Below are 23,904 nucleotides of genomic sequence, written 5' to 3' on the forward strand. Positions count from 1 at the left end.
CGCGGGCATCTCATTGATCTGACTGCACAACTAAGGAGCAATGAGGCATGAAATCTCTGGATATCGATTTCGTTCGGGCGCAGTTCCCGGCCTTTTCAGAACGCAGCCTGCAAGGGCAGGCGTTCTTCGAAAATGCAGGTGGGTCTTACACCTGCAAACCAGTAATCGACCGGCTGACGCGGTTCTACACGCAGCGCAAGGTTCAGCCTTACGCCCCATATGAGGCCAGCCGCCTTGCGGGTGCCGAAATGGACGAGGCGCGTGCGCGTATGGCTGCAATTCTGGGAGTCGACACGGATGAGTTGAGTTTTGGCCCTTCAACCACCCAGAACACCTATGTCCTGGCGCAGGCGTTCCGGCAATGGATGAAGCCCGGCGAGGCGATCGTCGTGACCAATCAGGATCACGAAGCCAACTCTGGCCCATGGCGTCGTCTGGTCGAGGCCGGGATAGAGGTGAGGGAATGGCAGATCGACCCCGAAACCGGGTCGCTGAACCCTCAGGATCTGGAAAACATGCTGGACGAAAAAGTGCGTCTGGTCTGTTTCCCGCATTGCTCAAATGTCGTTGGCGAGATCAATCCGGTCACCGAGATCACTGCTATTGCGCATGCGGCGGGTGCGTTTGTCTGCGTTGACGGCGTATCCTACGCCCCGCACGGATTTCCGAATGTTGGTGATCTGGGGCCGGATATCTATTTGTTTTCTGCCTACAAGACCTATGGCCCGCATCAGGGGTGCATGGTCATCCGCCGCACATTGGGTGAGCTGTTGCCCAACCAGGCGCATTATTTCAACGGTGACGTCCTTTACAAGCGGTTCACCCCGGCTGGCCCCGATCACGCGCAGATTGCGGCCTGTGCAGGCATGGTGGATTATGTTAAGCTGCTTTGCGCCCACCATGGCGGGCCCGAGACGGGCGCGGCGGAACAGGGCGTATTTGTCCACGATCTGATGCGATCACACGAAGTGTCGTTGCTGCAACCGGTTCTGGATGCGGTAAAGGATCGAAACGCTGTGCGCCTGATCGGTCCTTCCGATGCCAGCCGGCGCGCGCCCACCGTCGCGCTTTCGTTGAACCGTCCGGCTGAACCGGTTGCGGCGGAACTGGCGCAATACGGTGTCATGGCGGGTGGCGGAGACTTCTATGCGGTGTGCCCCTTGCAGGCGATGGGCGTCGACCCGGCGCAGGGTGTTTTGAGGGTCAGCTTCACCCATTACACCACGAAGCAGGAAGTTGATCAGCTTTTGGAGGCTCTTGAGCGCGTTTTGTGATCCACTACTCTTGAGGGTGCGTAGAAATCAAAAAACCTCAAGGGCGTATTGTGAAGCAACAGCAGGCTCCGATCATTTTGTGGTTTCGACGGGACTTGCGTCTGTCGGACCACCCCGCGTTGACTGCGGCGGCCGAAAGTGGCCGTCCGGTCATACCTTTGTTTATTCATGACCATCTGGTCGAACAGATGGGGGCCGCGCCGAAGTGGCGGTTGGGCTTGGGGTTGGAGGCTTTCAAAGCGTCACTGGCAGATATGGGCAGCCGACTTATTTTCCGACGCGGCGCCGCGCTTGAACAGGTGCAGCGGGTTGTGGCCGAGACCGGCGCAACCTCCGTCTTCTGGTCCCGCGCTTACGATCCGGCCTCAATCGAACGTGACAGGAAGATCAAGTCTGTGCTTACAAAAGAAGGAGTGACGGCAAAGTCATTTGCCGGGCATCTTCTTTTCGAACCCTGGACCGTCGCCACCAAGTCGGGGCATCCATTCAGGGTCTACACACCCATGTGGCGTGCGGTTCAGGGGCGGGATGTACAATTTCCCAATGCGCGGGTTGCCGATTTGCAGGCCCCGGTGTCGTGGCCCGCTTCTGACAAATTGAGCGATTGGCAGATGGGGAATGCCATGAACAGGGGCGCGGCCGTCGTTCGCCCTCATGTAAAACCCGGCGAACAGGCCGCTCTGGATCATCTAGAGGCGTTTCTTGAGCGAATTTCTCACTATTCCAACAACCGGGACAGGTTGGATCAGGACGGAACGTCCAATCTGTCGGAATACCTGTCTTTGGGTGAAATTGGGCCGCGTACAGTCTGGCATATGGTCCAAAGGGCCGCATTGACCGGTACACCCGGTGCCGATGCCTATCTACGTCAACTCGTCTGGCGCGAGTTTGCCTATCACCTGATGTATCACACGCCCCAACTGGTGGCTTCCAACTGGAAGCCTGAATGGGACAGTTTTCCCTGGAATACTGATCCGGACCATCCCGAAGTCACTGCGTGGCGGCAGGCCAGAACTGGAATACCTGTTGTCGATGCCGGGCTGCGGCAAATGTATGTGACGGGTCGAATGCACAACCGGGCGAGGATGATTGTCGCAAGCTATCTGACCAAGCACTTGATGACTCATTGGAAAATAGGGATGACATGGTTCGAGGATTGCCTGATCGACTGGGATCCGGCCTGCAATGCCATGGGCTGGCAGTGGGTTGCTGGATCTGGGCCCGATGCATCCCCGTTTTTTCGGATTTTCAATCCCCAGACGCAAGCCGAAAAATTCGATCCTGACGGGAATTTTACGCGTCGCTGGATCGCTGAAGGTTACACCGAACCCAGTCAATCCGCTTTGTCGTATTTTGATGCCGTCCCGCGTTCATGGGGGCTGCGTCCGGATGCGGATTACCCCAAACCCATAGTCGAATTGCCCGAAGGGCGGACCCGCGCGTTACGCGCATATGAAAGCCGAAAACCCCACTAAGGAACTGAAAACTTGCCAGAAACAATTTCGCCGCCTAGCTTTGTGGGCGTACCGCAGAGGGGAGAGCGGATGATCCTGACGACGACCGAAGGGCAAAAAGACCTGCCCAGATATTTCACCCAGGTCTTTAAAATGTTGAACCGGATGGAAACCGGGCGTCTTGATATCAGACTACCCGACGGTCGCACGTTTCGCGCAGAAGGCGCAAAGGCCGGGCCGGTGGCACAGGTCGATATTCACGACGACGATGTCTTTGCGCGCCTGATCCGCGAAGGAGAACTGGGTTTCTCCGATGCGTATCTGGACGGACATTGGAGTACACCCGATCTGCGATCTTTCATGGATCTTGTGCATCTTGGAACCGAGACCGTTTATGACGGGTTTACGGGCCAGTTTCTTGTTCAGGCCTATGAACGGCTGCGGTTCTGGCTGCACAGAAACAACAGGGCCCAAGCCAAGAAGAATATCTCGTATCACTACGATCTGGGTAACGAATTTTACAGTTCTTGGCTGGATGACACGATGACCTATTCCAGCGCGATTTTTGTGTCTGGGCAGGAAAGCCTCGAGAAGGCCCAGATCGCCAAATACGCAAGTCTTGTGGACGAGATGGGTGCCAAACCAGGTGACCATGTACTGGAGATCGGATGTGGCTGGGGCGGCTTCGCGGAATATGCCGCAAAGGAACGAGGTTTGCGTGTCACCGGCCTGACCATCAGTGAGGAGCAATTCAAGTACGCCAAGAAACGTATTGAAAAAGCTGGTCTATCAGATCGGGTTGAATTCAAGCTGCAAGACTATCGGGATGAACGCGGGGTCTATGACGGAATAGCTTCCATCGAAATGTTCGAGGCCGTGGGTCAGAAGTACTGGCCGGTCTATTTCGAAACCGTTCGTGAGAGGTTGAAGCCCGGTGCCCAGGCAACCTTGCAAATCATCACGGTGGGTGATCACCGCTGGGATTTTTACAAGAACGGCGTTGATTTCATTCAGAAATATATCTTTCCCGGCGGGATGCTACCGTCGCCGACCATCCTGCGTCAGCAGATCGATCAGGCCGGGTTGAAAGTCGTGCATTCGAAGGAATTCGGGAAAAGCTATGATCTGACTCTGCGCCGTTGGTATGAAACGTTCAACGACAAATGGGATCAGATCTCGGACATGGGGTTTGATGAGCGTTTCCGCCGCATGTGGAATTATTATTTGACTGCGTGCGGTGCGGCCTTTGACACGGGCAATTGCGATGTGACACAGATCACAATAGCAAAACCAAGTTAACTCACGGACCGTCACATGCCCACTGCCTCGCGTCTCGTCGCCGCTGTTTGTCTCGTCGTGCTGGCCTTTCTTGTTTCAGGCATGGTTATCGAAAACGGCGAAGAGGGTAAGGACTATGGCTACTTCACTTATGTGAACATGGCTCTTGGTGCGATCTGTGGTTGGAAAATCATGGGCAAGCGCGCTGGGCGTGGTTGGACCGCGGGCATAAACAACGGCCTGACCGGCGTTGCTTCGCTGATTTTCTGGGCACTGTTCGTGCAGGGGTGCTACCGCATGTTCGACCTTGCAATGCGCAATCGATATGGCGGTCCGTTCGAAGCTGTGATGGCCATTTTTTCGATTGGAATCGATTATGGCAAGCAGCTGATCTATCCCGAAATTCTGGTTACGCTTGCAATAGGCGCCGTTGTCGCCGGTCTGGCCACGGAACAGGCCAGTCGCAAATGGCGCTGAATCGTTTCGTCACAAGAGAGATTGAATTTGTCTGATTTGTTTTTCTATGGAACGTTGCGGTATCTGCCGCTGTTGCAGCGTGTCCTGGGCCGTCCGCTGAGCGAAATAACGTTTCACGCTGCCAAGCTGTGCGATCACGCGGTTCACGCGGTTCAGGGGCAGGATTTCCCGATGATCCTGCCCGCCAAGGGCGCCGCTGCCGAAGGTCTGCTGGTGCAGGGCCTGTCCTCCGATGATCTGGCCAGACTGGCTTATTACGAAGGATCCTTCGACTATGACCTGAAATCGTTGACGGTCATTCTGGAGGACGGGGGCGAAGCACAGGCGCAGGTCTTTTTTCCGACCCCGGGCGCGTGGCAACCCGGTGAGTTGTGGTCGTTGCAGGGCTGGGCGGACAAATTGGGCGAGGTTACGGCGCTCGCCGCCGAAGAAGAAATGGCCTATTTCGGCAAAGTCGATCCCAAAACCATGGCGCGCAGTGTCCGTGCCATTCAAACCCGTGCCTGGGCAAAGATCATGGCCAGGCAACGGCGAACCGGCGATCTGCGGAACATAGCCGAAGACGTAATCGTGCACCGGCACGAACGCGTTTACGTCGACTATTTCGGGATGGAGGAAATAGACCTTCAGCACCGGCAGCATGACGGCAGCATGGGTCCGGTGCTGCACCGGGGCGGTTTGATGCAGGGCAGCGCCGTGTCCGTTCTGCCCTATGACCCGATCCGCGACACCGTGCTTTTGGTCGAGCAGTTCAGACCGCCGGTGTTTTTGATCGATGATCCAGAGCCCTGGCTTTGGGAAGCGGTTGCCGGGATGATCGACCCCGGCGAAACGCCGGAACAGACGGCACATCGCGAAGCCATGGAGGAAGCCGGAGTTCGATTTGACAGGCTGGAATATGCGGGCGGGGCGTATTCCTCCAGCGGGTCGTCGACGGGTTTCATGTATCTCTACGTCGGGCTTGGCAACTTGACCCAGACAACCATCACCGGCGGTCTTGATATAGAAGGCGAAGATATTCGCAGTCGGATACTGCCGTTCGACGCGTTCATCGATATGACAGACCGTCATCTTTTCAAGGATTTGCAGCTGGTGTCTCTGGCTTACTGGCTGGCCCGCCATCGGGATCGTTTGCGCGCGTGACTATCGCGCTTGTGGTCCCGGCAGTGCGCCTGTAAATCTTCGAAGATACCAAATGACAAGGGGCCACCATGCGCATTGCACGAGATCTTGCTGACGCAGTAGGAAAAACACCGTTGATCCGGCTGCGCCGCATCAGCGAAGAGACTGGATGCGAGATTCTTGGCAAAGCCGAGTTCATGAACCCTGGGCAGTCGGTAAAGGATCGTGCTGCTCTGTTTATCATCAAAGATGCCATCGCGCGTGGGGATCTGAAACCGGGCGGCACCATCGTGGAAGGCACCGCTGGCAACACCGGTATTGGCCTGGCCCTGGTCGGTGCGTCGATGGGGTTCAAAACGGTTATCGTTATCCCCGAGACCCAATCGGAAGAGAAGAAGGATATGCTGCGTCTGGCGGGCGCACAGTTGGTTCAGGTACCCGCGGCCCCGTATCGCAACCCCAATAATTTCGTGCACTATTCCCGCCGTCTGGCCGAGGAACTGGCGCAGACAGAACCCAATGGCGCAATCTGGGCCAACCAGTTCGACAATGTGGCGAATCGCCAGGCACATGTGGAAACCACGGGGCCCGAGATCTGGGAGCAGACAGACGGCAAGGTTGACGGGTTCGTCAGCGCAGTCGGTTCGGGTGGGACATTGGCAGGCGTTGCCCAGGTTTTGCAACCCAAGGGCGTCAAGATCGGTCTTGCCGATCCCATGGGGGCTGGCCTGTATTCGTATTACACGACAGGCGAGATCGCGATGGAAGGTGGGTCGATCGCCGAAGGTATCGGGCAGGTGCGTATCACCAAAAACCTGGAAGGGTTCACGCCGGATTTTTCTTATCAGATCACCGATAACGAAGCGCTGCCCTACATCTTTGATCTTCTGCGCGAAGAAGGCCTGGTCATGGGCGGGTCGACCGCAATCAACATGGCAGGGGCGGTGCGTCTGGCCAAGGAAATGGGACCGGGTCATACCATTGTGACTATCCTGTGCGATTATGGCACAAGGTATCAATCCAAGCTGTTCAACCCCGAGTTCCTGCGTGAAAAAGAGCTTCCGGTTCCGGATTGGATGACTGAGGCACCGCGTAGCATTCCCGGCGTTTTCGAGGACGTGTGATGCTTGGACGGGTCCGCCTGTTTCTGACCCTGCTATTCCTGTGCTTAGTCGGCTTTTCGAATAGCGCTGTCGCGCAGCTGACGGATCGGCAAAGTGAATATTACCAAGGTTGGGTGAAAACCGCGAACCGCGCCGAAGCCGTTATCGAGGCGAACCGCGCCTCTGACGCCGCGCTAGAGAATTTGCGCTCGGAAATAAGTGGTTACAGGGAAGACTTCAATCGGGCTCGTGGGGCAAATACCGACCGCATAACGACGCTGGAAAGCCAGTTAAAAGCGTTGGGCCCCAAACCCGAAGGGGACACGACCGAGCCTGAAGACATAGCCAAGCTTCGCACGCATCTTGAGGATCAGCTCAACAGTCTGCGTGTGCCGCGCATCATATCCGAAGAGGCGTATAGCCGTGCGAACGGGCTGATCAGCGAAATTGATCGGATCATTCGCGCGCGGCAGAAAAAAGAGTTCTTCGAACAGGGCCCGTCACCGATCAACCCGGCGCATTGGGGACCGGCATGGGTGGATGTCAAAGAGGCCGTTCAAAGCCTGGCAAATGAAACGATCACGAACTTGCGTTCAGATGTCGTGCGCGAGCAAATTCGCGCTCGTGGTCTCGCAATCTTCATACTTCTGATCATTTCAGCCGTGCTGCTGATCTTTGGAAAACGGTGGTCCGAACTTGGAGGCGACTACCTGAGGTTGCTCGGCGGGGCCGGGACGGGGGTCTGGTCGTTCGTAATCTCACTGCTGCGAATTCTGTTGCCATGGATCGGTGTGGTGGCCGTGGTTACGGCGATCAGTCTCACCGGGGTTCCGGGTCTGCGGGGCAGCCTTTTGCTTCAGAATATTCCGTATTGGGCAGCGATCGTATTTTTCTATGACTGGATTGGTCGCCAAGTATACGTGATCGGCGCGTCGCAAGGGTTCAAACGTCTGTCCGCTGCGCGCATCACCGAACTGCGCGTGTATATCGATCTGCTCGCCCTGATGCTGGTTCTGCACGAATTGGCGTTGCTGTTCGAACGGATCGAAAACATCTCCGACGCGACTCGCGCCGTGGTCAGTTTCCCGGTCATTGTCGCAACGGCTTTGTTGTTGTTGCGGATACGCCAGATTCGAACAACGGACGGGCCACCGGATCAGGTTGCCTCGACCCGTTCCGCAGGGTTCAGCCAATTGGTCGAATTCCTGCGCCGGGCTTTGTTCCTTTTGGGCATCGTGTCTCCCTTGCTGGCGATTTTCGGATACACCAATGCGGCCGAAGCCATCGTGTTTCCTGCCGTCAAGACATTGGTACTGATCGGGGCCTTGGTCATCCTGCAACGGTTCATCAGTCAGATTTACGGCTGGGTCACCGGGCAGGGCGAAGCCGCGGGGGATTCGCTTTTTTCCGTACTGGTCGGGTTTGCATTGGCCATCTTGGCGCTTCCCATTCTGGCGATCTATTGGGGTGCGCGGGAAACCGATCTGCTGGAAGCATGGTCGCGCCTGCTGCTTGGTTTTGATATCGGTGGCGTCACAATTTCGCCCAGCAACTTTCTGACCTTTGTTGCCGTGTTTGCAATCGGTTATACGCTGACGCGTCTGTTGCAAAGCGGGCTGCGCAATTCGCTTCTGCCGAAAACCAACATCGATCCGGGTGGCCAAAACGCGATTGTCGCGGGTTCGGGATACGTTGGCATATTTCTTGCCGCGTTGGTCGCAATCATGGTGGCCGGATTTGATCTGTCATCGCTGGCGATCGTCGCTGGCGCGCTGTCTGTTGGCATCGGCTTTGGTTTGCAGACAATCGTGTCGAACTTCGTTTCTGGCATCATCCTTTTGGTCGAGCGTCCGATTTCCAAGGGGGATTGGATCGATGTGAATGGCATGATGGGATATGTTAAGGACATTTCCGTTCGTTCGACCCGGGTCGAGACGTTCGACAGGACGGATGTTATCGTTCCGAACTCTGACCTGATCAGCGGTGTTGTAACAAACTATACCCGCGGCAACACGATCGGGCGGGTGATCGTTCCGGTGGGTGTTGCATACGGAACTGACACGCGCCAGGTCGAAACCATTCTGGGCGAAATCGCCAACAACCATCCGATGGTTTTGGCCAACCCGGCGCCAAGCGTTGTGTTCCAGGGGTTCGGCGCAGATTCCTTGGACTTCGAAATACGGGCGATCCTGCGGGATGTGAATTGGGCTCTGTCGGTAAAATCTGACATGAACCATGAAATCAACCGCAGATTCTCGGAAGCAGGGATCGAGATCCCGTTCGCACAACGTGATGTCTGGTTGCGAAATCCCGAAACCCTGCGGGCATCTAACCCGAGCAAGCAGGAGCCTTCCGTTTCTGTGCAGGATGAGCCACGCAAAGTCGCAGAGACTCCGGCGGATTTGACCGAGGCGGATATGGACCTGGGTGCCAGTGATGAGACATGAGTGGCCCAAACGCGGCACGTGTTGACCGTTGATCACCCCTCGGTGGGCGCATTGATTAAATTGCGCTATTCCCCTGAATTCGTCGAATTGAGGCCTTGCAAATCCGACAGCATTCGTCCAAATATCGCCGGCACGGAGAGGTGGCCGAGTGGTCGAAGGCGCACGCCTGGAAAGTGTGTAGGCGGGAAACCGTCTCCAGGGTTCGAATCCCTGTCTCTCCGCCACTTACCAATCGCGAACCCGATATCAGGTCCCTAGCGGGGCCTTTTTCTTTCTGTCTCAAAAGGGTTTAACGATGGCACTCGACTTTCAGAGAATGGCCCTCGGGCCTACAGGCGCACGCCGCGACGTGGATGGCGGAAACGGTCCTGCGCTATGTTTCCGACGCGAAGGAAGAAGTGCTGCGCCAATGGGATGAGCGTCTGGCTGCCGTTCGCGCTCAGTATCACACCTATCCGAAGCGCCTGCTCCGGATACCGACCAGCACGGAAGAGTGCCTGATCAGACAGCAAGACCTCGGCGTCGAGCGATATATCTGGCGCACTGGGGATGATGCCAGGGCCCGCGCCAGCCATGCGATGAAACGATGCTCCGGCAGTTCCTCGGGTGTCGAAAGCGCCCCGTGCTGGCTACCGCATGACGAACGGGTTCGACATTGGCTGTTCCGACGTATTCAGCCAGACGGTTTTGGTCCTTGTGTAATCGTGAATGGCCTCGATCCCGGCTTCTCTGCCATAGCCGGATTGATTGTAGCCTCCAAACGGAGCGATCGGGGACACTGCGCGATACGTGTTGATCCAACAAATTCCCGATTTCAGGCGGGATGAAACCCGATGGGCGCGGGCGACATTTTCAGTGAAAACGCCGGATCCAAGCCCGAACTGCGAGTCGTTGGCCAATGCGATCGCTTCTTCTTCCGTATCGAATGGCAGCAGAGACATCACGGGGCCGAACATTTCGACCTTCAGCGTCTCGGTCTCTGAACTCGAACATTCCACCAGCGTAGGGGCCATGAAGTTGCCCGGCCGGTCCAGAGGGTTTCCCCCGAAGCGGATGCGTGCGCCTTGTTCTTTGGCTTTCGCCAAAGTCGCCTGAATTCTGTCCACCTGAGCTGTGGTGCAAAGCGGGCCAATATGGGTGGCCGTTTCCAATGGGTCGCCGATTGCGACGCCTTTCATCTTCTGTTCGATCTTGTCAACAAGCGCTTCCAGTACCGGGCGATGTATCAACCCCCGCGAGCCGGCCACGCAGCTTTGACCCGAGGCGCCGAAGTTTCCCGCAATCAAACCATTGGCCGCGCCATCCAGATTGGCATCATCAAAAACGATGATCGGGGATTTCCCGCCCAGTTCCAAAGTAGTCACCGCAAAGTTCTCAGCCGAATTGCGCACGACATGGCGCGCTGTTTCCGGGCCGCCGGTGAATGCGATCCGGTCCACGTCCGGGTGACGCGTAAGCGGGATGGCGCAGTTTTCGGCATCCCCCGTAATGACAGAGACGACACCGGGCGGAAAGCCGGCTTCATCGATCAGCCGTGCGAACTCCAGCATCGGAGCGGGTGCAATTTCAGAGGCCTTCAGCACGACCGAACAGCCTGCCGCTATCGCGGGGCCAAGCTTGGTCGCGGTCAGGAACATCTGAGCGTTCCAGGGGACGATTGCGACCACCACGCCAATCGGTTCGCGTTTGGTGAAGACGTGCATGTCCGGTTTGTCGATCGGAAGTACCGCCCCTTCGATCTTGTCCGCAAGCCCCGCATAATATCGATAATAGTCACCGACATAGGCTGTTTGGCTTGCGGTTTCGGCAAGCAGTTTGCCGCTGTCTGTGGTCTCAAGCTGGCCCAGGTGTCCGGCGTTTTCCTCGATCAGCTGGGCAAGTTTGAACAACAGTTTGCCGCGTGCGGTTTGCGTCATGTCGCGCCACGCGGGATCATCAAGTGACCGTCGCGCGGCGGACACGGCGCGGTCAACGTCTTCGGATGCGGCACAGGCGAAACTGGACCAGTCTTGGCCCGTCGCCGGGTTTTGCGAATGCATCACTTGCCCGCGCGCCCCTTCGGTCCACGCGCCGTCGATGTAAAGCTGGAAATGTGGTTTCTGATGCATCATCGATCCTCACTGAAACTTTGGCATGACGTCGTCGATGAAACGGGCCAGCGATGCGCGTTTGCGTTCGAAACTCATACCGCTGTCTATCCAGAACGAATACTCATCATAGCCCAGATCTTCATAACGTTTCAGACGTTCCGTGACCCCATCCGGGGTTCCGACAGTCAGATCGCGCGCCAGGTTTTCCGGTGCCATCATCGTGTTGGCCGCCATCTCTTTGTCCGTCAAAGTCTGGATCAAGCCCTGCCGGACCGGCCGCTTGTTTTGAAACCAGGCCCCGAAGTAGTTGTAGAAGCGCGACAATTCCCGAGCGGCCTGACCCAGATCACCATCGTCGCTGCCAACGTAAGTGTGATGTAGCAGCATGATCTTGGGGCGCGGCCCCTCATGGTTTGCGCATGCATCTTCAAAGCGCCCCATCAGCGTTTCAATCTCATGCATGCCCTGCCAGAGCGGTGTGACCTGAATGTTAAAGCCGTTTTGCACACCGAATTCATGACTGTTCGGATCCCGCGCCGCGATCCAGATGGGCGGCCCGCCGGGTTGCACGGGTTTGGGGGCCGAGGTGGTGGCGGGGAATTTGAAATATTCTCCATCATGGACACAGTCACCCTCCCACAGCCGGGGCAAAAGTGGCGCGATTTCTCGCATGCGCTGGCCAGCATCCCATGCATCCATTCCCGGCATCATCCGTTCATATTCATACGAATAGGCGCCGCGGGCGATGCCCAGCTCGATACGGCCGCCTGTCATCAGGTCTGCCGCAGCCGTTTCGCCCGCCAGTTTGATCGGATGCCAGAACGGTGCAACAACTGTACCCGTGCCAAGCCGTACGTTCTTGGTGTGATGTGCGATATCCACCAAAGACATCAAAGGGTTGGGCGCGATCGTAAAGTCCATCCCGTGGTGCTCGCCGGTCCAGACGGCACGCATTCCCGCCTCATCGGCCATTTTACACAGCGCGATGAACTCTTCATACAGCTTCTCATGGGGTTGATCGGGGCTCAGCCGTTCCATGTGTGCAAAAAGGGAAAACTCCATCCATCAGGTCCTTTCAGAAAAGCTGTGCACGTCGCCTAGCTGCGCACTGCCCAGATACAGTGAGAAGTCGCGGGTCCGGCTTTCCAGCGCGAAACGGGAAATCATGGTGGTGATTGGCGTCGTCGTGTAGGAAAGGGTTGCCAGGTCTTCAATCGCGACGGCCTCAAGCTTGCCGTGTTTGGGAAGTTCCGGCGCATTGCCCAATATGTAGACATGATGCGCTGTGGCATCGTCATAGACCGAGTAGACGACGCCAAGACGTGCGTCGATGCCACGATCATGCAGATCCTGCCACAGGCTGTCGCGCAACTGTCGCCGGTCGGACAATGTGACCTGCGGCGGCCTGAAACCGGCATCCGTTTTCTCAAGCAGCACGCGGCCTTCGTGTTCGATGATTGCGCCACAGACGATCCTGCGCCCCGTCGGTTCAAGTGCGCCGCGTTCCAGGCCAAGGCTGAAGTACTGCCCGTTCGCGTAGCCCAGCGCCGGGTGGTCGTTGTGGGAATAGGCTTCGACTTGTCCGATCAGAACGCAATGGTCTCCTGCCTCGATCACTTGGTGGGTCCGGCAGGAAAATGTTGCGACCGCGCCGTTGATCAAAGGGATCTCTCGCGCGTCGAGATCATGGTCGGTTTTGGCGAACCGGTCACCTTTGAAGCCGGCGAAGGTATTGGACACATCCTCTTGCCCCTCGGCCAGAACACTCACCGTGAAATGGGTGCAGGTCGAGAATTCGCCGTATGAAGACAAGTTCTTGCCGGGGCAGACGATCAACAGCGGCGGGTCGAGCGAAACCGAAGTGAAGGAGTTTGCCGTGAAGCCCAGGGCCATGCCAGAGGCGCTGCGCGTGGTAACGACGGTCACGCCGGTCATGAATTTGCCGAATGCCCGCCGAAGGTCGCGGGGATCAAGTTCGGTCATGATTGCACCTCGCTTTGAAAGCTGGAAATGGCGGCGTTGACCTGATTTGCATGGGTCATCGGCATCATATGGGCCGCCCCATCGATGATCAGCGCGCGGCCGTTCGGGGTGACTTCGGCCATTTTATGCGACATGTCTGGGGTGGAGTTCGGCTCCTGACTGCCGGTTATGAACAGCGCGGGGCAGGCGAGTTTCTCCAGCGCGTCGCGCCGCGGAGTTCGGCTTTGGGCAAAAACCGAATAGGCCAGCTTGTAAGCAGCCGGATCCATTGCCGTCAGCCATTCGCGGCAGGCATCACGTTCAGGCGAACCGATGTCACCAAACCACCGGCGCAGCGTGCTGGTTGGATCAACCGGTGTTTCCCCATCCAGCCCCGCCGCTCGTTCCTGAACCGCCAGCGCGGCCTTTGCGCCGCGTTCAAAAACGGCATTCATTGCCACGACGCCGCAAATCCGGTCGGGCGCCTTGGTGGCAAGGTCTAATGCGATCATTGCGCCCATCGAGTGGCCGACAACAAGGACGGGCCCGTTCAGATCGCGAAGCACGTTGTGTGCAGCATCACTGTATTCCGACAGTTCCGTGCCGAAAAAACTCAGTGGGCTTTCTCCGTGACCGGGCATGTCCGGCGCTGTCAGTCGAGCTACAGACGCCAAACCGTCCAACTGCGCACCCCAGGCTTCGGCCCGCAGGCCAACCCCGTGCAGCAACAGGATGTCCGGACCTGTGCCTGCCTGGATGGCGGCCAGCCCGCCGATTTCAGACCGCGGCCGGGTTGTCCACGTCATGACCCAAATCCTTGAGATCCTGATACCGGTCGCCGATACGGTGATGTGGTCTGCCCGATGTTGCCGCCCCCAGTACCACCACAATTTCGTCGTCGCGCGGTGCGTCCGGGATCGAGAATTGAACGGTCAGGTAGTGAGACCGCCGCCCGGCATCGTTTTTGTCCATCAATGGCACCATGATCGGCGCATTTGCGGGGCCGCGCGTGTTTGTGAAAGCCAGATAGGATTTCGCGCTGACCGCCTGCCGGTAGTGATTGCCGAACCGAAGGGTATGAATAATGCCCGAGGCGTGCTCGACCTCGCCATTCAATCCGACGACGGCTGCCTTTCCATAGGCTTCGATTGCGTCGCCACTGCTGGCCAACGCGATCATGCGGTCCGTCATCATCTTTCCCAGTATGGGGCCATATGTGTGGATTTCCGGTTTGAGGTCTTCGACATATCGACCCGCCCAGGGATTGGTAATCACTGCGGCCACGGCGAACATGCGCCATGGGATTTCCGCAGGGCGAAATCCCTCGACAAGAACTTCCTCGTCGTAGGTTACAATCTTGCGTATTTCCGGCTTCATCACACCTCTCCTGTCGCGCTGGGAAAAGGTAGAAACGGGTGTGGTTTTTGACAAATGATTGAATTATGTGCTTTCGCATTAAAAAGATTAATGGCTAACTTGATCAATGGCAAAATCACTTCCCCCCCTGACCTGGTTCCGATCCTTCGAGGCGGCGGCCCGGACCCTGAGTTTTACCGCAGCGGCCGAGGAAATCGGCCTGACCCAATCGGCAGTCAGTCAGCAGGTGAAATCCCTTGAGATGCGTCTGGGGACAGCGCTTTTCATAAGGCATCCGCGCAGTCTGGCCCTGACGGATGCAGGGCGGAAACTGCTGCCCGAAGTCGGCAGTGCGCTTGAGGCGCTTGCCGCCGCCGCCGGAAGGGCCGACGCTAGCGCACCAGGAGATGTCCTGACAGTGGCCACATCTGTCAGCGTCGCGCAATGGGTCATCGCCCCAAACCTCGCGGACTTCACCACCCGCAATCCAGAGATCAGCGTGCGGCTGCTCAGCGCAATCTGGCCTGACGATTTTAACGCGTCGCAAGCTGACGTTCAGGTCAGGTTCGGATCGGAAAAACAAGTGGGCAGGGGGGGCGAACGTTTGCGGCCTGACAGGCTTGTCGCTCTCAAGGCGCCGACGCTTGCAGGGGATCCGTTTGACCTTCCCCTGATAGAGGCAGTCGGCACGTCAAGCGGATGGAAGACGTGGTTCGACAAGCAGGGCGTGCAGCGGCAGCCTGCCGTTTTCGTCGATACGTTCGGCATGGCGCTTCAATTGGCGGTTCATGGCAGCGGGGTTGCCCTGATCAGCGAGTTTCTGGCGAAACATGCGATGATAACCGGTCTTGTCGAAAGCGCACATGACAGCACTGTCGACTGCAACGAAGGGTATTATCTTTCAGCTGACGCCAGCAATCCGGCGGCCGCATTGTTTCGTGACTGGTTGCTTGAACAGATACGTGTTTGATCAGGCGCGGGCCTAGGATCGTTCGTGCACCACTCAGGGCTTGACGAATACTTTGCGTGGTCGTTTGCACAGACACTCTGCGGGGCCGTTTTCAGTGATCAGGATGGATTCGGTGATCGCAAGCCCCCAATCATCCATCCAGAGCCCGGGCATGAAGTGAAATGTCATGCCAGATTCGAGGATCGTATTGTCTTCTTCCCGCAGCGAGATCGTGCGTTCGCCCCAGTCCGGAGGATAGCTGAGGCCGACAGGATAACCACAGCGGGCGCCGCGTTCGATCCCCGCACGTTCGAGAGGCGCCGCCAGCGCTTTGGCAATATCTTTTGCGCGATTGCCGGGGCGCGCAGCCTCCAGACCCGCTTCCAACCCTTCAACCAAGGCCGCCTCAGCCCTTTTGAGATAATCAGGCGGTTGACCCAGAAATACCGACCGGCAGAACGGAGCATGATATCGGCGGTAGCAGCCGGAGAGCTCGAAGAAGGTGCATTCGCCCGATTTGAACACATCTCCATTCCATGTCAGATGCGGCGCGGCGGCGTCTGACCCTGACGGTAAAAGTGGGACGATGGCTGCGTAATCCCCCCAGTCATCACCGACGCCCGTTATCGCGTCATGGTAAATCTGTGCGACCAGCTCGTTCTTGCGCAGGCCGGGTTCAACGCGCTCAAGCACGCCGTCAGTCACAAACTCTGAAATCCGGGCCGCCTTGCGCATCAGGGCGATTTCTTCGTCAGATTTCACGACCCGTTGCCAGTTGACCAAGGCCGTTGCATCGATCAGGGTTGCCCCGGGCAGTTCCGTCGTCAGAGTAATATGGGCTTTGGCCGAATAGTAATAATTGTCAAGTTCCACCCCAATGCGGCTTTGGCCGTGTCCGCAGTCCGCAATAAGTTTGGCCAGATCCTGCATTGGATGTCGTGTGGTCGACTGCACGAAGTGATCCGCGTATCCAAAAACCCGATCGTCCCCCATCCACACCGTGCGCAGCGCACCGTTTGCATCCTGCCGGCGCCCCCACCAGATCGGGTCCGCGTCAAGAAAGATCAAGGCACCTTGGTGAACGTAAAAAGACCAGCCCTCATACCCGGTGAGCCATCCAATGTTCGAAGGGTCTTCGACAAAAAGGCAATCAATTCCTTTTGCGGCCATCGCCTTTCGGGTCTTGGCAAGACGGCGATCATATTCCGCCCGGCTGAAGGCTGGATCAGAGTGGGTCATTGGCGCCTCCGGTCAACAAAAGACTTTGGTTGACAGAACCCTACCGATCCGCTCACGTCAACGAACGAAAATTCAGGGGGGCTGCATGAAAACCGATATCAATCCGCACCGAACGGGCCAAAGCATCGGGCCATTCAAGCGGTGTCATTTCCACGTTTCAGGCTGCATGCGGCGCCCCACCTCTGAGGTCGCCGGATGAGAGGGTTCGAGCCAGCAGAATTCTCAGCGCGCACCGAACGCGCACAGGTGATGATGAATGCCGCTGGCCTGTCGGCGCTGCTGCTGACCACGGAAACCGACGTGCGTTATTTTACCGGATACCTGACCAGATTCTGGGAAAGCCCGACCCGTCCTTGGTTCCTGATCCTGCCTGCGGTTGGTAAACCGGTTGCAGTCATCCCCTCGATCGGCGCCTCGTTGATGGGGCAAACCTGGATCGATGACATTCGAACGTGGAGCTCACCCGATCTTCAGGATGACGGCGTCTCGCTTTTGACGGACACCCTGACGGAATTGACACCCCCCAAAGGCCGTATCGGAATGCCCGATGGTCACGAGACGCACGCGCGTATGCCCATGTCGGATATTGAACGCCTGCGAAACAGGCTCGGTTCGCGCCACATCACCGGAGATCACGGTATTTTGCGCCAACTTCGCATGGTCAAATCCGAGGCGGAAATAGCTAAAATCGAAACCGCATGCGCCATAGCCGGTCGGGCCTTCGCCCGGGTTCCCGAGGTTGCTCGGGTTGGCGTGCCTTTGGATGAAGTATTTCGCGGTTTCCAGATACTCTGTCTGGAAGAGGGCGCGGACTGGGTGCCGTATCTCGCAGGTGGGGCAGAGCAGGGCGGTTACTCTGACGTGATTTCTCCGGCGTCGTCGTCCCCCTTGAAGGCTGGCGATGTACTGATGCTTGACACCGGCTTGGTCTGGGATGGCTATTTCAGTGACTTCGACCGCAACTGGTCTGTCGGCCCGGCAAGTCCGGACGTGAAATCTGCTTACGCCAGGCTGATTGAGGCGTCGGATGCTGCATTCGAAATCGCGCGCCCCGGCGCCACCGCAGCAGAGTTGTTTCATGCCATGAACACGGTGCTGACCAAGGCGTCCGAAGGCACAGATGCCGGTCGGTTGGGGCATGGGTTGGGAATGTCGCTGACCGAATGGCCGTCGCTCATCCCGACGGACCAGACCGTTCTTGAGCCGGGCATGGTGCTGACCTTGGAGCCGGGCATTGCCGTTGGTGGCAAGATCTTGGTTCACGAAGAAAACATCGTCGTAACAGACGATGTTCCGCGCTTTATCAGCCCGCGTATCGGGCCGGAGATGATCCAGCTATGACCTACGTGCCATACACGCTTGACGAGGACGACCCGCAAGCCCCGCCGCTTGGATTGATTGTTCTTCAGGTCGACGAGACGATTGAGCCGGAGTTCGGCAAGATTTTCTCGGACCGGAAAAACCCGTTGTATGTAACACGGATACCCAGCGGCATTGAAGTGACACCAGAAAGTCTGGCCGAGATGGAAGAGGCCCTGCCGGCGGCGGCAGGGTTGCTGCCCAGCGCGCGTCCTTTCGAGGTGGTGGGTTATGGCTGCACGTCCGCAAGTTCCGTCATTGGTTCAAAACGTGTGGAGGAACTTGTCAAACAGTCGTGCAATACAAAAGAGGTTACGAACCCTTTGCGCGCGGCCACGGCCTGCGCCGCGGATCTTGGGGTGTCCAGGTTTGCGTTGCTGTCGCCTTATGTCGAAGAGGTCAACGCACCGCTGCGTGCCGCGTTTTCGGAAAACGGGATAACCATGGATGTTTTCGGGACATTCGGGCAGGCCGAAGAGGCAAAGGTTGCTCGGATTTCTGTGCAGTCGGTGATCGAGGCCGCGACGAAACTGGGATCTGATCCATCGGTCGAGGCCGTTTTCCTCAGCTGTACCAACCTGCGCACGATTGAAGCGATTCCTGAGATTCGCAAGCGGATCGGTAAGCCAGTTCTTTCAAGTAATCAAAGCCTTGCATGGCATATGCGCCGCCTCAATCTTGCTGATTGAAACAGCAGAAATGACATGAAAATTCGCAAAAGCGTCATCTATTGTTGCCAAGTGCCCACTGCATGGTCTTAACTGCTGACTACAGATCAATGAAATCCGCAACACTCGGATAATCATTTGACGCAACAGGGGGTCTTGTGACCGACACAAATACCGATGCCGCGTTTGTTGAATTTCAACGCGTACAAAAATCTTATGATGGCGAGAATCTCGTCGTCAAAGATCTCAACCTTGCAATGCCAAAAGGCGAATTCCTGACCATGCTCGGGCCGTCCGGGTCTGGAAAGACAACCTGCCTGATGATGCTTGCCGGATTCGAAACCGCCACTCATGGCGAAATCCTTCTTGATGGGAAGCCCATCAACAATATCCCTCCACACAAGCGTGGGATTGGCATGGTCTTCCAGAACTATGCCCTGTTTCCCCACATGACAGTGGCCGAAAACCTCTCGTTCCCCTTGGAAGTCCGCAAGTTGGGCAAGTCTGAACGGGATGAAAAGGTACAACGTGCCCTGGACATGGTTCAGATGGGGGCGTTTGGAGGCCGGCGCCCGGCTCAGTTGTCTGGCGGTCAGCAACAACGAATAGCCTTGGCGCGCGCCTTGGTTTTCGAACCCGAACTGGTGTTGATGGATGAACCACTGGGCGCACTGGACAAACAGCTGCGCGAGCATATGCAGTTCGAAATCACACGTCTTGCGCACGAATTGGGAATCACCACGGTTTATGTGACCCACGACCAGACCGAAGCATTGACGATGTCGGATCGTGTGGCCGTGTTCGACGATGGCCGCATCCAGCAGCTTGCACCGCCTGATCAGCTTTATGAAGAACCCGAAAACAGCTTTGTTGCCCAATTCATCGGGGAAAACAACACTTTGGAAGGTGTCGTTAAATCGATTGATGGCGACACATGCCTTGTCCAGCTGGACGATGGGTCCGAGATCGACGCGGTTCCGATCAACGTTCACAATCCGGGCGAAAGGACAAAGGTGTCAATCCGGCCTGAGCGGGTGGAATTCAACAAGGATCGCTTGCACGCCGATGCTCATACGCTGAAAGCGACTGTCAAAGAATTCATCTACATGGGTGACGTATTCCGTTTCCGCATGTCCGTTGCAGGAAATGATGAGTTCATCGTCAAGACCCGGAACGCGCCAGATGCCGTCCGCCTGACCCCCGGTCAGGAGATCGAGATCGGCTGGCTGGCCCAGGATTGTCGTGCGCTCGACGCATAGACCAAGCTGCGCGAAACAAGCACAGCTCTATCAGAGGGACCGGCTGATGAAGGCCCGTGCATCAGCTGACCACACATATAAACGGGACTAACTGGGAGTTATTTACACATGAAAGCAACCAAAACCCTTCTGACAACGGCCGCCGTCGCCATTGCGGCGGGTGGTGTTTCGGCCGAGGAAATGACCATCGTTTCCTGGGGCGGGGCCTATTCCAAATCGCAGTTGAAGGCGTATCACGAGCCCTATTCGGAAAAGACCGGCGTCACCATTCTTAACGATGACAGCTCGAACGAGGCGGTGGCCAAGCTGCGCGCGATGAACGAAGCGGGGAACATCACCTGGGATGTGGTCGATGTCGTGGCGTCTGACGCGATCCGCTTGTGCGACGAAGGTCTGGCGATGGAAATCGACCATGACGCGATGCTGGCCCCGGCGCCCGATGGCACGCCGGCATCTGAAGACTTCGGTGATCTGATCGTCAGCGATTGCTACATCCCGAGCATCGTGTATTCGACCACGTTCGGATACCGCACCGATTTGGTTGGTGACACGCCGCCGACGGACGTCTGCGCCGTCTTCGATCTGGAAACCTATCCGGGCAAACGTTCGCTGGAGAAACGCCCCATCAACAACATGGAATGGGCACTGATCTGCGACGGCGTTCCCAAGGACGAAGTTTATGACGTTCTGGCCACTCCGGAAGGTCAGGATCAGGCTCTGGCCAAGTTGGACACCATCAAAGACAGTGTTGTTTGGTGGTCCGCCGGTGCGGACACACCCCAGCTGCTGGCCGACGGCGAGGTCATCATGGGCTCGACCTATAACGGTCGTCTGTTCAGCGTGATCGAGGAGCAGAACCAGCCCGTCGCCATGCTGTGGGATGCGCAGGTGTTCGATATTGACGGCTGGATCATCCCCGCCGGTCTGAGCGAAGAGCGTAAGCAACGCGCGCTGGATTACCTCCGCTTTGCGACCGACACCCAGCGTCTGGCGGATCAGGCCAAGTACATCTCGTACGGCCCGGCCCGTGCATCGTCGGCTCCGCTGGTGGGTGAGCATGCCGAACTGGGTATCGATATGGCGCCCCATATGCCAACCGATCCGGAAAACGCCAAGAACACGTTCCTGTACAATTACGAGTTCTGGGCGGATTACCGTGACGACATCGACGCCAAATTCCAGGCGTGGCTGGCGCAATAAGCCGGTTTTGAATTGGTGACACTGTCAGGGGCGGGAAACTGCCCCTGACCCAGGAAAAGCCAAGGGACAACAATGACTGACGCCACCCAAAACGCGGGCCCCATGCTGGCCGCTGATGGAACACCGCTCAAGCAGTCGCTGGCGCGCTCTCTACGCAGGCAGAAGCTCCGGGCGTTGATGTTGATTGCGCCGCTTCTTCTTTTTGTCCTGTTTTCATTCATCGTTCCCATTGCATCGATGTTGTTTCGGTCCGTTGAAAACAGCATCGTGTCCGACACACTTCCCTTGACCGTCGAAGCCCTGAACAACTGGGACGAACAGTCGGGTGAGTTGCCGGGCGAGGATGTTTACGAGGCCTTTGTCCGCGACATGATCGTCGCGATTGACAACAAAGAACACACAAGGCTCGGTTCGCGTTTGAACTACGAAGAGACTGGCATGTCTTCGATGTTCCGCAGGTCTGGGCGCCAGATCAAAAAACTGGATCCTGAAACGGATGGGCCGTTCAAGGAAGCATTGATCGAGATTCATGACGGATGGGGAGATCCGCAAACCTGGCGCGTGATCAAGACCCACTCACCTGTGATTACCAATGGTTACTTCCTGAATGCCGTCGACATGCGCAGAACCCCGGAAGGCGCGCAGGCTCAACCCGAAGACAAGCAAATCCTGATAAAGCTCTTTGGACGTACTCTGTTCATGTCGCTCGTGATTACGGGTGCTTGTATCCTGCTTGCTTACCCTGTCAGTTATCTGTTGGCGACGCTGCCTATGCGGGTATCTAACCTGTTGATGATACTGGTCCTTTTGCCCTTCTGGACGTCCCTTCTGGTGCGAACCTCCGCTTGGAAGGTCATGTTGCAGCAACAGGGGGTTATTAACGATACCCTCGTTTGGCTGGGGCTGGTCGCTGATGATGCTCGCCTTATCATAATCAACAACCAGATCGGCACTATCGTCGCGATGACACATATCCTGCTGCCCTTCATGATCCTGCCCATGTATTCGGTGATGCAGACCATTCCGCCGTCTTATACACGCGCGGCCAAATCCATGGGTGCAACGAATTGGACGACGTTCTGGCGCATCTACTTCCCGCAATCCGTGCCCGGAATCGGTGCCGGTTCGATCCTCGTGTTCATTCTGGCGATTGGGTACTACATCACGCCCGAGATCGTGGGCGGCACAAAGGGTGTCTTCATCTCGAACCGGATTGCCTATCACATCTCGTCCTCACTGAACTGGGGGCTGGCCGCGGCCTTGGGTACGATCCTTCTGGCGGTCGTGCTGTTGCTCTACTGGGTCTACGACAAGATCGTGGGCATCGATAACGTGAAGTTGGGATAATCAAGATGGCAGCACTGACACCGATATCCCGCAAACCCATGTCCATGGTTTTGCCCAGTGTCGCACTTGCCGGGGCATTTGCCGGCATTTTCGTCGGGGCCGGAAATGGTTCGGTCCTTCTGGGCATACTGGGCGGGGCCGTCCTGATTGCGGGGCTGGCCTGGGTCTACATAAATATCGTGAAGAACGAAAACCTCGCACGCTGGATCAATATCATCGGGTTCGGCGTCATAGGTTTCATAATGGCCGGTCTGATGGGCGGTGTATTGGGCCTGCTCGGCGGCTGGTTTTTCGCCTGGTTTATCTATTGGTTGTACGAGGGGCGGTATCGGCGCAAGCTGCTGCCGTATCTCACGGCACAGCAGGTTTTCTATCACTACCTGTTTCGCGTGATCTGTGGTGCGATCTTCGTGTTCCTGATCACGCCGATTCTGGTGGTGTTGCCGTTGTCTTTCAACGCGCAGGATTTCTTTACCTTCACGCCCGAGATGCTGCGGCTTGATCCCGAAGGCTATTCGCTGAAGCACTACCGTGATTTCTTCACCAACAACGAATGGCAGCGCAGCTTCAAGAACTCGCTGATCATCGCGCCGATTGCGACGGTTATCTCGGTAACGTTGGGAACGCTGGCCGCGATCGGGCTCAGCCAGTCTCACGTTCCCGGACGCCGTGCGATCATGGGAATTCTGATTTCGCCGATGATTGTTCCGCTGATCATCTCGGCGACGGGTATGTTCTTTTTCTACAGTGATATCGGGCGTTTCCTCGAAGGAACACTGGGCATGAACAAGAACTTCGTAGGCTATCTGAAAGTTATCCTGGCCCACGCAGTGCTGGGTATTCCCTTTGTGATCATTACCGTGACGGCAACACTGGTGGGCTTTGATCGATCTCTGACGCGGGCGGCAGCCAATATGGGCGCAGGGCCGGTGCGGACCTTCTTCAAGATACAGATGCCGTTGATATTGCCGGGCGTAATCTCGGGCGGCCTGTTTGCCTTCATCACATCGTTCGACGAAGTGGTCGTGGTCTTGTTTGTGGGATCCTCATCGCAAAAGACGTTGCCGTGGCAGATGTTCACCGGCCTGCGGGAACAGATCAGTCCAACCATTCTGGCGGTTGCGACAATCCTCGTGGTCCTGTCCATTGCCCTGCTGACGACGGTCGAACTGTTGCGGCGCCGGTCGGAGCGTCTGCGAGGTCTTTCGCCCGCTTGACGCAGCAAACCGTCTGATCTAACGGTTCACCTGTTCATCTCTGCCGCGATGGCGTCGCGGCGACTACGGAGGTGATCGGCTCTCGGACCCCGAGACCGCCTGT

Annotated in this window: 20 protein-coding genes and 1 tRNA gene; 15 read left to right on the forward strand and 6 right to left on the reverse strand. The window is 57.1% G+C overall.

Going from position 1 to position 23,904, the window contains the following annotated elements; translation table 11 throughout:
* Positions 1-47 precede the first annotated feature (47 nt).
* The 8 genes from ACR0FB_RS00130 to ACR0FB_RS00165 all read left to right on the forward strand — a co-directional run bounded on the left by ACR0FB_RS00130 (position 48) and on the right by ACR0FB_RS00165 (position 9,379).
* Positions 48-1,274 (forward strand): aminotransferase class V-fold PLP-dependent enzyme, encoded by a 1,227-nt coding sequence (locus ACR0FB_RS00130; RefSeq protein ID WP_480619227.1) that lies wholly within the window; start codon positions 48-50, stop codon positions 1,272-1,274.
* A gap of 50 nt (positions 1,275-1,324) precedes the next feature.
* On the forward strand, positions 1,325-2,749 hold the full coding sequence (locus ACR0FB_RS00135) for a cryptochrome/photolyase family protein (RefSeq protein WP_480619229.1): 1,425 nt from the start codon (positions 1,325-1,327) through the stop codon (positions 2,747-2,749).
* A 69-nt stretch (positions 2,750-2,818) separates the two neighbouring features.
* Positions 2,819-4,027 (forward strand): class I SAM-dependent methyltransferase, encoded by a 1,209-nt coding sequence (locus tag ACR0FB_RS00140; protein WP_480619231.1) that lies wholly within the window; start codon positions 2,819-2,821, stop codon positions 4,025-4,027.
* Positions 4,028-4,042: 15 nt separating this feature from the next.
* The gene (locus tag ACR0FB_RS00145) at positions 4,043-4,483 is read left to right on the forward strand and encodes a TrgA family protein (protein WP_171632910.1); all 441 of its coding nucleotides are present in this window, start codon (positions 4,043-4,045) and stop codon (positions 4,481-4,483) included.
* A 27-nt stretch (positions 4,484-4,510) separates the two neighbouring features.
* A complete protein-coding gene (locus ACR0FB_RS00150) occupies positions 4,511-5,626 on the forward strand; it encodes an NUDIX domain-containing protein (protein ID WP_480619232.1) in 1,116 nt (371 codons plus the stop codon).
* A gap of 68 nt (positions 5,627-5,694) precedes the next feature.
* Positions 5,695-6,729 carry a cysteine synthase A gene (locus ACR0FB_RS00155; protein ID WP_480619234.1) on the forward strand — a complete coding sequence of 345 codons (1,035 nt, stop codon included), beginning with the start codon at positions 5,695-5,697 and terminating at the stop codon, positions 6,727-6,729.
* Complete coding sequence (locus ACR0FB_RS00160; RefSeq protein ID WP_480619236.1) at positions 6,729-9,155, forward strand: DUF3772 domain-containing protein; 2,427 nt, start codon at positions 6,729-6,731, stop codon at positions 9,153-9,155. The genes ACR0FB_RS00155 and ACR0FB_RS00160 overlap by 1 nt, the downstream gene beginning before the upstream one ends.
* 134 nt (positions 9,156-9,289) lie before the next feature.
* Positions 9,290-9,379, forward strand: a tRNA-Ser gene (locus ACR0FB_RS00165).
* A gap of 405 nt (positions 9,380-9,784) precedes the next feature.
* On the opposite strand, the gene ACR0FB_RS00170 is transcribed toward ACR0FB_RS00165, so the two are convergent.
* Genes ACR0FB_RS00170 through ACR0FB_RS00190 form a run of 5 tightly spaced genes read right to left on the reverse strand, consistent with a single transcriptional unit; the run spans position 9,785 to position 14,584 of the window.
* On the reverse strand, positions 9,785-11,263 hold the full coding sequence (locus ACR0FB_RS00170) for an aldehyde dehydrogenase (RefSeq protein WP_480619990.1): 1,479 nt from the start codon (positions 11,261-11,263) through the stop codon (positions 9,785-9,787).
* Positions 11,264-11,272: 9 nt separating this feature from the next.
* Positions 11,273-12,307, reverse strand: a complete 1,035-nt coding sequence (locus tag ACR0FB_RS00175) for an LLM class flavin-dependent oxidoreductase (RefSeq protein WP_480619238.1) — start codon at positions 12,305-12,307, stop codon at positions 11,273-11,275.
* 3 nt (positions 12,308-12,310) lie between these two features.
* Positions 12,311-13,228 carry a flavin reductase family protein gene (locus ACR0FB_RS00180; RefSeq protein ID WP_209833290.1) on the reverse strand — a complete coding sequence of 306 codons (918 nt, stop codon included), beginning with the start codon at positions 13,226-13,228 and terminating at the stop codon, positions 12,311-12,313.
* On the reverse strand, positions 13,225-14,013 hold the full coding sequence (locus ACR0FB_RS00185) for an alpha/beta fold hydrolase (RefSeq protein ID WP_171632894.1): 789 nt from the start codon (positions 14,011-14,013) through the stop codon (positions 13,225-13,227). The genes ACR0FB_RS00180 and ACR0FB_RS00185 overlap by 4 nt, the downstream gene beginning before the upstream one ends.
* Complete coding sequence (locus tag ACR0FB_RS00190) at positions 13,985-14,584, reverse strand: amino acid synthesis family protein (RefSeq protein ID WP_480619240.1); 600 nt, start codon at positions 14,582-14,584, stop codon at positions 13,985-13,987. The genes ACR0FB_RS00185 and ACR0FB_RS00190 overlap by 29 nt, the downstream gene beginning before the upstream one ends.
* Positions 14,585-14,690: 106 nt before the next feature.
* Between ACR0FB_RS00190 and ACR0FB_RS00195 the strand changes: the two genes are divergently transcribed.
* On the forward strand, positions 14,691-15,533 hold the full coding sequence (locus tag ACR0FB_RS00195) for a LysR family transcriptional regulator (protein WP_171723389.1): 843 nt from the start codon (positions 14,691-14,693) through the stop codon (positions 15,531-15,533).
* Positions 15,534-15,566: 33 nt separating this feature from the next.
* Here the strand turns inward: ACR0FB_RS00195 and ACR0FB_RS00200 are convergent, their stop codons facing one another.
* Entirely contained in the window at positions 15,567-16,751 is a 1,185-nt protein-coding gene (locus tag ACR0FB_RS00200) for a M24 family metallopeptidase (protein ID WP_480619242.1), read from the reverse strand.
* 195 nt (positions 16,752-16,946) lie between these two features.
* Here ACR0FB_RS00200 and ACR0FB_RS00205 point away from each other — a divergent pair, with 195 nt between their 5' ends.
* From ACR0FB_RS00205 to ACR0FB_RS00230, 6 genes are all read left to right on the forward strand, one after another.
* The gene (locus ACR0FB_RS00205; RefSeq protein WP_209833282.1) at positions 16,947-18,092 is read left to right on the forward strand and encodes a M24 family metallopeptidase; all 1,146 of its coding nucleotides are present in this window, start codon (positions 16,947-16,949) and stop codon (positions 18,090-18,092) included.
* Positions 18,089-18,799: a maleate cis-trans isomerase family protein gene (locus ACR0FB_RS00210; protein WP_209833281.1), complete on the forward strand. Its 711-nt coding sequence runs from the start codon at positions 18,089-18,091 to the stop codon at positions 18,797-18,799. Before ACR0FB_RS00205 ends, ACR0FB_RS00210 begins: the two co-directional genes overlap by 4 nt.
* Positions 18,800-18,936: 137 nt before the next feature.
* Positions 18,937-20,037, forward strand: a complete 1,101-nt coding sequence (locus tag ACR0FB_RS00215; protein WP_171632879.1) for an ABC transporter ATP-binding protein — start codon at positions 18,937-18,939, stop codon at positions 20,035-20,037.
* Between the two features lie 108 nt (positions 20,038-20,145).
* Positions 20,146-21,237: an extracellular solute-binding protein gene (locus ACR0FB_RS00220; protein WP_171632876.1), complete on the forward strand. Its 1,092-nt coding sequence runs from the start codon at positions 20,146-20,148 to the stop codon at positions 21,235-21,237.
* A gap of 72 nt (positions 21,238-21,309) precedes the next feature.
* Positions 21,310-22,584 (forward strand): ABC transporter permease, encoded by a 1,275-nt coding sequence (locus ACR0FB_RS00225; RefSeq protein WP_210092272.1) that lies wholly within the window; start codon positions 21,310-21,312, stop codon positions 22,582-22,584.
* Between the two features lie 5 nt (positions 22,585-22,589).
* The gene (locus ACR0FB_RS00230) at positions 22,590-23,801 is read left to right on the forward strand and encodes an ABC transporter permease (protein ID WP_171723384.1); all 1,212 of its coding nucleotides are present in this window, start codon (positions 22,590-22,592) and stop codon (positions 23,799-23,801) included.
* Positions 23,802-23,904 lie beyond the last annotated feature (103 nt).

The organism is Ruegeria sp. P10, from assembly GCF_056534925.1.

What these genes read in the sequence shown, in the direction of transcription:
- ACR0FB_RS00130 (WP_480619227.1), top strand. Translation starts at nt 48, where the DNA reads ATGAAATCTCTGGATATCGATTTCGTTCGGGCGCAGTTCCCGGCCTTT.
- ACR0FB_RS00140 (WP_480619231.1), top strand. Translation starts at nt 2,819, where the DNA reads ATGATCCTGACGACGACCGAAGGGCAAAAAGACCTGCCCAGATATTTC.
- ACR0FB_RS00145 (WP_171632910.1), top strand. Translation starts at nt 4,043, where the DNA reads ATGCCCACTGCCTCGCGTCTCGTCGCCGCTGTTTGTCTCGTCGTGCTG.
- ACR0FB_RS00155 (WP_480619234.1), top strand. Translation starts at nt 5,695, where the DNA reads ATGCGCATTGCACGAGATCTTGCTGACGCAGTAGGAAAAACACCGTTG.
- ACR0FB_RS00160 (WP_480619236.1), top strand. Translation starts at nt 6,729, where the DNA reads ATGCTTGGACGGGTCCGCCTGTTTCTGACCCTGCTATTCCTGTGCTTA.
- ACR0FB_RS00170 (WP_480619990.1), bottom strand. Translation starts at nt 11,263, where the DNA reads ATGCATCAGAAACCACATTTCCAGCTTTACATCGACGGCGCGTGGACC.
- ACR0FB_RS00175 (WP_480619238.1), bottom strand. Translation starts at nt 12,307, where the DNA reads ATGGAGTTTTCCCTTTTTGCACACATGGAACGGCTGAGCCCCGATCAA.
- ACR0FB_RS00180 (WP_209833290.1), bottom strand. Translation starts at nt 13,228, where the DNA reads ATGACCGAACTTGATCCCCGCGACCTTCGGCGGGCATTCGGCAAATTC.
- ACR0FB_RS00185 (WP_171632894.1), bottom strand. Translation starts at nt 14,013, where the DNA reads ATGACGTGGACAACCCGGCCGCGGTCTGAAATCGGCGGGCTGGCCGCC.
- ACR0FB_RS00190 (WP_480619240.1), bottom strand. Translation starts at nt 14,584, where the DNA reads ATGAAGCCGGAAATACGCAAGATTGTAACCTACGACGAGGAAGTTCTT.
- ACR0FB_RS00195 (WP_171723389.1), top strand. Translation starts at nt 14,691, where the DNA reads ATGGCAAAATCACTTCCCCCCCTGACCTGGTTCCGATCCTTCGAGGCG.
- ACR0FB_RS00200 (WP_480619242.1), bottom strand. Translation starts at nt 16,751, where the DNA reads ATGACCCACTCTGATCCAGCCTTCAGCCGGGCGGAATATGATCGCCGT.
- ACR0FB_RS00205 (WP_209833282.1), top strand. Translation starts at nt 16,947, where the DNA reads ATGAGAGGGTTCGAGCCAGCAGAATTCTCAGCGCGCACCGAACGCGCA.
- ACR0FB_RS00210 (WP_209833281.1), top strand. Translation starts at nt 18,089, where the DNA reads ATGACCTACGTGCCATACACGCTTGACGAGGACGACCCGCAAGCCCCG.
- ACR0FB_RS00220 (WP_171632876.1), top strand. Translation starts at nt 20,146, where the DNA reads ATGAAAGCAACCAAAACCCTTCTGACAACGGCCGCCGTCGCCATTGCG.
- ACR0FB_RS00225 (WP_210092272.1), top strand. Translation starts at nt 21,310, where the DNA reads ATGACTGACGCCACCCAAAACGCGGGCCCCATGCTGGCCGCTGATGGA.
- ACR0FB_RS00230 (WP_171723384.1), top strand. Translation starts at nt 22,590, where the DNA reads ATGGCAGCACTGACACCGATATCCCGCAAACCCATGTCCATGGTTTTG.